The sequence below is a fragment of the Blautia sp. HCP3S3_G3 genome (assembly GCF_052063365.1).
In the GTDB taxonomy this organism is placed as follows: domain Bacteria; phylum Bacillota; class Clostridia; order Lachnospirales; family Lachnospiraceae; genus Blautia_A.
Genome location: NZ_JBQHXR010000022.1, coordinates 35,490 through 44,585 on the forward strand (window position 1 = coordinate 35,490; position 9,096 = coordinate 44,585).

7 protein-coding genes and 1 tRNA gene are annotated in these 9,096 nt (G+C 41.8%); all 8 read left to right on the top strand.

What is annotated here, in order from left to right; translation table 11 throughout:
* The first annotated feature begins 1 nt into the window (after position 1).
* The 8 genes from ACTNEW_RS13615 to ACTNEW_RS13650 all read left to right on the top strand — a co-directional run bounded on the left by ACTNEW_RS13615 (position 2) and on the right by ACTNEW_RS13650 (position 8,803).
* The gene (locus tag ACTNEW_RS13615; protein ID WP_441062004.1) at positions 2 to 904 is read left to right on the top strand and encodes a PSP1 domain-containing protein; all 903 of its coding nucleotides are present in this window, start codon (positions 2 to 4) and stop codon (positions 902 to 904) included.
* A complete protein-coding gene (locus ACTNEW_RS13620) occupies positions 894 to 1,634 on the top strand; it encodes a tRNA1(Val) (adenine(37)-N6)-methyltransferase (RefSeq protein ID WP_441062006.1) in 741 nt (246 codons plus the stop codon). Before ACTNEW_RS13615 ends, ACTNEW_RS13620 begins: the two co-directional genes overlap by 11 nt.
* Positions 1,635 to 1,680: 46 nt before the next feature.
* Positions 1,681 to 2,526: a 16S rRNA (cytidine(1402)-2'-O)-methyltransferase gene (gene rsmI, locus ACTNEW_RS13625; protein ID WP_441062008.1), complete on the top strand. Its 846-nt coding sequence runs from the start codon at positions 1,681 to 1,683 to the stop codon at positions 2,524 to 2,526.
* A gap of 266 nt (positions 2,527 to 2,792) precedes the next feature.
* Positions 2,793 to 4,718 carry a DNA topoisomerase (ATP-hydrolyzing) subunit B gene (gyrB, locus tag ACTNEW_RS13630; protein WP_441062010.1) on the top strand — a complete coding sequence of 642 codons (1,926 nt, stop codon included), beginning with the start codon at positions 2,793 to 2,795 and terminating at the stop codon, positions 4,716 to 4,718.
* Positions 4,719 to 4,739: 21 nt separating this feature from the next.
* Positions 4,740 to 7,256: a DNA gyrase subunit A gene (gyrA, locus tag ACTNEW_RS13635; RefSeq protein ID WP_441062012.1), complete on the top strand. Its 2,517-nt coding sequence runs from the start codon at positions 4,740 to 4,742 to the stop codon at positions 7,254 to 7,256.
* Positions 7,253 to 7,828, top strand: a complete 576-nt coding sequence (locus tag ACTNEW_RS13640; protein WP_441062014.1) for a hypothetical protein — start codon at positions 7,253 to 7,255, stop codon at positions 7,826 to 7,828. The genes gyrA and ACTNEW_RS13640 overlap by 4 nt, the downstream gene beginning before the upstream one ends.
* A gap of 29 nt (positions 7,829 to 7,857) precedes the next feature.
* The gene (locus tag ACTNEW_RS13645) at positions 7,858 to 8,580 is read left to right on the top strand and encodes a lysophospholipid acyltransferase family protein (RefSeq protein WP_441062015.1); all 723 of its coding nucleotides are present in this window, start codon (positions 7,858 to 7,860) and stop codon (positions 8,578 to 8,580) included.
* Between the two features lie 135 nt (positions 8,581 to 8,715).
* Positions 8,716 to 8,803 (top strand) — tRNA-Ser (locus ACTNEW_RS13650).
* The last annotated feature ends 293 nt before the right edge of the window (positions 8,804 to 9,096 follow it).

Consider the following 9,096-nt stretch of genomic DNA (forward strand, 5'->3'; position numbering starts at 1 on the left):
CATGACAAAAGTAGTAGGCATAAGATTTCGAAATGTAGGAAAGATTTATTATTTTAATCCGAAGGGATATAACATGAAACCGGGTGACCATGTGATCGTGGAGACTGCCCGTGGTGTGGAATACGGAAGAGTTGTTCTTGGAACGAAGGAAATTCCGGATGAGGAAGTTGTACATCCGCTTAAGGAAGTTCTTCGTGTAGCAACCAGAGAGGACGATGAAAGAGAAGCCAATAACCGTAAGAAAGAAAAAGAAGCATTCAAAATCTGTCAGAAGAAAATCCGGGAACATGGTCTGGAAATGAAACTGATCGATGCGGAATATACCTTTGATAACAATAAAGTATTGTTTTATTTTACAGCAGACGGACGAATTGATTTTCGTCAGCTGGTAAAGGATCTTGCATCTATCTTTAAGACGAGGATTGAACTTCGCCAGATCGGAGTCCGTGATGAGACGAAGATTCTTGGAGGAATTGGCATCTGCGGCAGATGTCTCTGCTGCCATACGTATTTATCAGAATTTGCACCGGTATCCATCAAAATGGCCAAAGAACAGAATCTGTCACTGAATCAGACGAAAATTTCCGGTGTATGCGGAAGACTGATGTGCTGTCTGAAAAATGAACAGGAAACTTATGAGGAACTGAACAAGAAACTTCCGGGACTTGGTGATGCTGTCACACTTCCTGACGGACTTCAGGGAAATGTGCAGAGTGTGAATGTTCTTCGTCAGAGAGTCAAAGTAATCGTGGAGGTCAATGACGAAAAGGAAATTCAGGAATATCCGGTAAGCGAACTGAAATTCCGTCCGCGTAAGAAAAAAATAAAAGTTTCCGAACAGGAAATGAAGGAACTGAAGAATCTGGAAGATAAGGGAGGAGACTCCAAACTAAATGAGAAATGATTTGGTAAAACAGGGTGAGCGTGTAGATGATCTGCAGAATGGTTATTTTGTCATACAGGATCCGAAGAAATTCTGTTTTGGAATGGATGCTGTATTGCTTTCCGGTTTTGCCAGGGTAAAAAAGGGTGAGACGGTACTGGACATGGGAACCGGTACCGGCATTATACCCATCCTGCTCCGTGCCAGAACAGAAGGTGATCATTTTACAGGTCTGGAAATCCAGGAAGAATGTGCCCGGATGGCAGAACGAAGTGTTGCGTATAATGGACTGGACTCAGAGATAGGGATTGTGCAGGGAGATATCAAGGAGGCTGCTGAAATTTTTGGAGCAGCTTCTTTTCATGTAGTTACCTGTAACCCGCCCTACATGATCGGAGCCCATGGACTGCGTAATCCTGATATGCCAAAAGCAATTGCACGCCATGAAGTTTTGTGTACGCTGGAAGATGTGGTGAGTCAGGCGGCAAAAGTTTTGAAAGACAGAGGGCGGTTTTATATGGTCCACAGACCGTTCCGGCTTACGGAAATCATGAATGTTCTGACAAAATACAAGCTGGAGCCAAAAAGAATGCAGCTTGTATATCCCTACATAGACAGAGAGCCGAACATGGTACTGATCGAAGCCCTGAAAGGCGGAAATTCAAGAATTACCGTGGAACGGCCGCTGATCGTCTACGAGAAGCCGGGAGAATATACAAAATCGATTCTGGATATTTACGGAATGGTATGATAATGGTTGGTTATTATAAAATTCTGGGCAGCAGAAGGAGAGAGAAATGAGCGGAAAATTATATTTGTGTGCAACACCCATAGGAAATCTGGAAGATATCACGCTGCGTGTGCTTAGGACGCTGAAAGAAGTGGATCTTATCGCAGCAGAAGATACCCGCAACAGTATAAAACTTCTGAATCATTTTGATATTAAGACGCCTATGACAAGTTATCATGAGTATAATAAAATTGACAAGGCATATGTTCTTATAGAAAAAATGCAGCAGGGACAGAATATCGCACTGATCACCGACGCCGGAACACCTGGAATTTCAGATCCGGGAGAAGAACTGGCAGCCATGTGTGTGGAGGCCGGAATTGAAGTGACTTCTCTTCCGGGCCCCTCTGCATGTATAACAGCATTGACGCTGTCAGGGCTTCCGACCAGACGTTTTACTTTTGAGGCTTTTCTTCCGGCAGATAAAAAAGAACGAAAAGAGATTCTGGAGGAGCTTGCCGGAGAAACAAGAACAATTATTCTTTATGAGGCACCTCACAGACTGGTCCGTACACTGGAGGAATTAAGAGGGACTCTTGGAAACAGAAGGATGACTTTGTGCCGGGAGCTGACAAAAAAACATGAAACTGCGTTCCGTACGACCATCGAAGATCTGTTGATTTATTATGAAAAAGAAAAGCCGCTTGGCGAATGTGTGCTTGTGATTGAAGGACGCAGCCGCAGTGAAATAGAACAGGAGGCAAGACAGTCCTGGGAGGAAATCTCCATAGAAGAACATATGGAAATTTACGAGAAGCAGGGAATCCAGCGAAAAGAAGCCATGAAACTTGTGGCGAAGGATCGTGGTGTAACGAAGAGAGAAATCTATCAGTATATGATACAGAAAAATTGAATAACAAAATGAATTTCCAGAAGTACTTTCCGTATGGGGAGTACTTTTTTATATTAAGGGAAATGTAGAAAATATAAGGAATTCCTACTTTTTTAATGGAAAACACAGGGTTTTTGTGTTATAATAAATTAGTATAAGTGTGTCCGTGTATGGCGTACTTATACGCAATCATAGTGCTTTACATTTGCGGAAACTGTTTTGTGAAAAGAGAAAAAGAGAAACAGTGAAGCAGTGTTCAATATATGGAAAATAACAGGAGGAATCAAATGGGCGTAGAAAATACAGAGTACGGCGCCGATCAGATCCAGATTCTGGAGGGACTGGAAGCCGTGCGCAAAAGACCGGGAATGTATATTGGAAGCACATCCAGCCGCGGACTTCATCATCTTGTGTATGAAATCGTAGACAATGCAGTAGATGAAGCATTGGCTGGATTTTGTACGGAAATCCAGGTGATCATTAATCCTGATAATTCTATAACAGTTATTGATAATGGACGGGGAATCCCTGTAGGAATCAATCATAAAGCAGGTCTGCCGGCTGTAGAAGTTGTATTTACCATCCTTCATGCAGGCGGCAAATTTGGCGGTGGAGGTTATAAAGTCTCCGGAGGACTTCACGGAGTTGGAGCATCTGTTGTAAATGCTCTTTCTGAATGGCTGGAAGTTATAATCTATAAAGAAGGCAAGGTATATAAACAGAGATATGAGAGGGGACATACCATGTATCCGCTGGAAGTCTGCGGAACCTGTGAACAGGATAAGTCAGGAACCACTGTTATGTTCCTTCCGGACAAAGAAATATTTGAGGATACCATATATGATTATGATATTCTGAAACAGCGTCTCCGGGAGATGGCATTTCTCACCAGAGGTCTGAAGATCAGTCTCAAGGATACCCGTGAGGGAATGGAAAGAGAGAAGATTTTCCATTATGAAGGCGGTATCAGGGAATTTGTTACTTACCTGAATAAGAGCAAAGAAGCTCTGTATCCGGAAATCATTTACTGTGAAGGAGAAAAGGACGGCGTTTCAGTTGAAGTTGCCATGCAGCATAACGACTCTTATACAGAGAACTGCTATGGATTTGTAAATAACATTAATACACCGGAAGGCGGAACTCATATTATAGGTTTCCGCAATGCGATTACCAAGACTTTTAACGATTATGCGAGAAAAAATAAACTGCTCAGAGACAGTGAGCCAAACCTTACCGGTGAAGATATTCGTGAAGGACTTACGGCTATTGTCAGTGTAAAAATCGAGGAACCGCAGTTTGAGGGTCAGACCAAGCAGAAACTTGGCAACAGTGAGGCCAGAGGTGCGGTAGATAATGTGGTTAGCAGACAACTGGAGATTTTTCTTGAACAGAATCCGTCGGTAGCAAAAGTAATCGTTGAGAAATCGGTTCTTGCACAGAGAGCCAGGGAGGCAGCACGCAAAGCCCGTGAATTGACCAGAAGAAAATCCGCACTGGACAGTATGGCGCTTCCGGGCAAACTTGCTGACTGTTCTGACAAGGATCCGTCAAATTGTGAAATTTATATCGTAGAGGGAGATTCTGCGGGTGGCTCTGCCAAGACTGCGAGAAATCGTGCGACACAGGCAATCCTTCCTCTGAGAGGTAAGATTCTTAACGTAGAAAAGGCACGTCTTGACAGAATTTATGGAAATAATGAAATTAAGGCTATGATCACCGCATTTGGAACAGGTATTCACGAAGATTTTGATATTTCCAAGCTGCGCTATCATAAGATTATCATTATGACAGATGCCGATGTGGACGGTGCTCATATTGCTACGCTGCTTTTGACATTCCTGTATCGTTTCATGCCGGAGCTGATCAAGCAGGGATATGTATATCTTGCGCAGCCGCCTCTTTATAAAATAGAGAAAAATAAAAAAATATGGTATGCCTATGATGATGCGGAATTGAATAAGATCCTCAGCGAGATTGGCCGTGATAACAACAATAAGATACAGCGGTATAAAGGTCTTGGAGAAATGGATGCAGAACAGCTGTGGGAAACAACAATGGATCCGGAAAAACGAATTCTTCTGAAGGTTGTGATGGACGAATCTACCACATCAGAACTGGATCTTACATTTACGACCCTTATGGGTGATAAAGTAGAACCGAGACGTGAATTTATTGAAGAGAATGCAAGATTTGTAGAAAATCTGGATATCTGATCCGAATAAGGGGAGAGCATAATGGAAGATAATATTTTTGATAAAGTCCATGAGGTAGACCTGCAGAAAACCATGGAAAGATCTTATATAGATTATGCCATGAGTGTTATTGCATCCAGGGCTCTGCCGGACGTAAGAGACGGTCTGAAACCGGTTCAGCGTCGAGTTCTTTATTCTATGATCGAGCTGAACAATGGACCGGATAAACCTCATCGTAAATGTGCCCGTATTGTCGGTGATACCATGGGTAAATATCATCCCCATGGTGACAGTTCCATATACGGAGCACTGGTTAATATGGCACAGGAGTGGTCTACCAGATATCCGCTGGTAGACGGCCACGGAAATTTTGGCTCTGTGGATGGAGACGGTGCTGCCGCCATGCGATACACAGAAGCAAGACTGAGTAAGATCTCCATGGAGATGCTTGCGGACATCAACAAAGATACAGTAGATTTCCAGCCGAACTTTGATGAAACAGAACGGGAACCGGTTGTACTTCCTTCCCGTTATCCGAACCTTCTGGTAAACGGTACTTCAGGTATTGCAGTAGGTATGGCAACCAACATTCCTCCGCATAATCTTCGGGAAGTCATAAAGGCAGTTGTAAAAATTATTGATAATATCGTTGAAGAACAGCGTGAAACATCCATAGATGAAATTCTGGAAATTGTAAAAGGACCGGATTTTCCTACAGGAGCTACAATTCTCGGAACAAGAGGAATTGAGGAAGCTTACCGTACAGGCCGTGGAAAAATCCGTGTGCGTGCGGTGACCAACATTGAGACGCTGCCAAACGGCAAATCGCGCATTATTGTAACAGAACTTCCGTATCTGGTTAATAAAGCCAGGCTGATCGAAAAAATTGCCGAGCTTGTCCGCGACAAGAAGATAGATGGTATCACAGATCTGAATGATCATTCCAGCAGAGAAGGCATGCGGATCTGTATTGATCTGCGTAAAGATGCCAATGCCAATGTGGTTTTGAATCAGCTCTATAAACATACGCAGCTTCAGGATACATTCGGTGTGATTATGCTTTGTCTTGTTTCCAGAGGAGGCAGACTGGAACCGAAGGTGCTGAGTCTTTTGGACATGCTGAAATATTATCTGGAACATCAGGAAGAGGTCGTTACCAGAAGAACCAGATATGATCTGAACAAAGCGCAGGAACGTGCTCATATTCTGGAAGGACTTTTGAAAGCCCTGGATAATATTGATGAAGTTATCCGGATTATCCGCAATTCCAGAAATGTTCAGGCTGCAAAAGAAGAATTGATGAATCGTTTTGAACTGACAGATGTTCAGGCACAGGCAATTGTAGATATGCGTCTTCGTGCGCTGACCGGTTTGGAACGGGAGAAGCTGGAAGCGGAATATGCGGAATTGATGGAAAAAATCCGTAAATTAACAGCGATTCTTGCAGACAGAAATCTCCTTCTTCGTGTAATCCGCGAAGAAATTCTGCAGATTGCCGAGAAATATGGCGATGAAAGAAGAACAGCCATCGGTTATGATGATTCTGATATTACTACAGAAGATATGATTCCAAGAGAAAATACCGTCATTGCCATGACAAGACTGGGTTATATCAAGAGAATGACAGTAGATAATTTCAGAAGTCAGGGACGAGGAGGCAGAGGCGTCAAAGGAATGCAGACACTGGAGGATGACTTCATAGAAGAACTGATGATGACAACAACACATCATTATCTGATGTTCTTTACCAATACAGGAAGAGTATATCGTCTCAAAGCGTATGAGATTCCGGAGGCAGGCAGAACAGCCAGAGGAACGGCAATTATCAATCTGCTTCAGCTTATGCCTGGAGAAAGAATTACAGCTGTAATTGCGCTGAATAAATTTGAAGAAGGCAAATATCTTATGATGGCAACCAGAAACGGTCTTGTGAAGAAAACACCGGTTCAGGATTATGTCAATGTGCGCAAAACCGGACTTGCAGCAATTGCACTGCGGGACGATGATGAACTGATTGAGGTAAAATGTACGGACAATAAGAAAGATGTTCTTCTTGTAACAAAAGACGGAATGTGCATCCGGTTTAAAGAAACTGACGTGAGAACGACGGGAAGAGTTTCCATGGGTGTAAGAGGAATCAATCTTGAGGATGGAGATGAAGTTGTGGGAATGCAGCTGAATTCTCAGGGAGATTATCTTCTGGTTGTTTCCGAAAATGGTATGGGCAAACGTACTTCCATGGGTGAATTTACCTGTCAGAACCGTGGCGGTAAAGGCGTGAAGTGCTATAAGATTACAGAAAAGACAGGAAATGTAATCGGCACAAAGGCTGTCAGCGAAGAAAATGAAATCATGATCATCACAACGGAAGGTATTATTATCCGGATATCCTGTGCGGAAATTTCCATTCTTGGAAGAATTACCTCAGGAGTAAAACTGATCAATCTTTCCGATGGTGTCAAAGTAGCAAGTTTCGCGAAAGTCCGCGAGAAGAAGGATGAAGAACAGCCAAAGGAACCGGCCGTACAGGATACAGAAGGGGAAGCTGAACAGTCATGAAAAAGATAATGGGATATAAGCGGTATATTATCATAGGCGCCGTTGTCCTGATTGTTTTTCTGGCTCTGATTTTTGGACTCAGGAGCTGTGGAGTCAGTCATAAATCGCCGGAGGGCGTTGCCAGGTCACTGATTAAGGCTTATGCAAATGGAAATCAGAAAAAAATCAAAGACTGTTACGGTGCAAAAAAAGATACGGAGGAATCTCTTCAGAAAGAAATAGACGCTACAATCAGATATTTTGACGCGCATAATCTGAAAGATGTGGAAATCAAAGAATGTGATGTGTTATCGGAAAATGATAAATACACATATGTCTATGTGACATATGATATGCAGCTTGAAAACAGTCAGTCCTATCCCTGTATCAATACGTATATGACGGACAAGGAAGATGGCAGATATTACATTCTGTCATCTTCAAAAGTGACCGATGATATGCGAAAACAGGCGGCTTCGGATTATGCAAAATTTATGACTACCAATACATACAAAAATTATGTAAAAGAATACGAGACATTTACCAAAAAGAATCCGGGATATGAGGATAAAATTGCCGGCAAGCTGAGCTGATTCTGTTCTGGAAGCGGGGGGATAATGAAATGAAAAGAATTATTATGATGGTATTGAGAAATCTCCTGTTTGTTCCATATGGATGGATCAAGCTTTGCTGGTATGCGTCACATGTGGACCGATATACGGAAGAGGAGAGGTATTCTCTGTTGAAATACATTGATGACCGTGCGAATAAGGGAGGAAATCTCATTATTGACGCTCATGGTGTAGAAAATATACCCAAAGAGAATGGATTTATGTTCTATCCGAATCACCAGGGTTTATATGATGTGCTGGCCATTCTTGCAGTATGTCCTGTGCCATTTTCTGTAGTGGCCAAAAAAGAAGTAGCCGATATTCCATTTTTAAAACAGGTATTTGCCTGTATGAAAGCTTATATCATAGACAGGGAAGATATCAGACAGTCTATGCAGGTAATCATGAATGTAACCAAAGAAGTAAAAGAGGGAAGAAATTATCTCATCTTTGCGGAAGGGACGAGAAGTAAAAATGGAAATCATCCGCAGGAATTTAAAGGTGGAAGCTTTAAGGCTGCTATAAAAGCAAAATGTCCAATTGTTCCAGTTGCATTGATTGATTCCTATAAGTCTTTTGATACAGGATCAATTAAACCATTGACGGTACAGGTACATTTTCTGGAGCCACTGTTATATGAAGAATATAAAGATATGAAATCAGTGGAAATAGCAGCAGAAGTAAAGAAAAGAATCGAAAAAACAATCCAGGAAAATGGTGGATGGGAAGAATAATCAGAAATAAAATCAAAAATAAATAAAAAAACATTAGAAAACCCGTTGACAAGACGGGTTTTCTTAGTTATAATAATCCATGCGCTGTGGAAATGCGCATTCGAATTAAATAAGGAATTATGAAGTTCGGAGTCTGGAGAAGTACTCAAGAGGCCGAAGAGGTGCCCCTGCTAAGGGTATAGGTCGTTTACGCGGCGCGAGGGTTCAAATCCCTCCTTCTCCGTTTTAAGTTTGAAAAAAACTTAAAAAACTTGTTGACAAGCGATTCAATATATGATATACTAAACGAGTTGCTGAAAACAACAAAAGAAAATGCATCGAAAAAACTTTTAAAAAACTTTTAAAAAACTTTTAAAAAACTTGAAAAAGTTCTTGACAAAGAAAAAAAGATGTGATAAAGTATAAAAGCTGTCGCAAGACAGAAAACCTTGATAACTAAACAGTGAAACACATACGATTCTCGAAAATTCTTTACATTCAAAAGAACGGTTCGATGAACCAAAAACAGTAAAAACG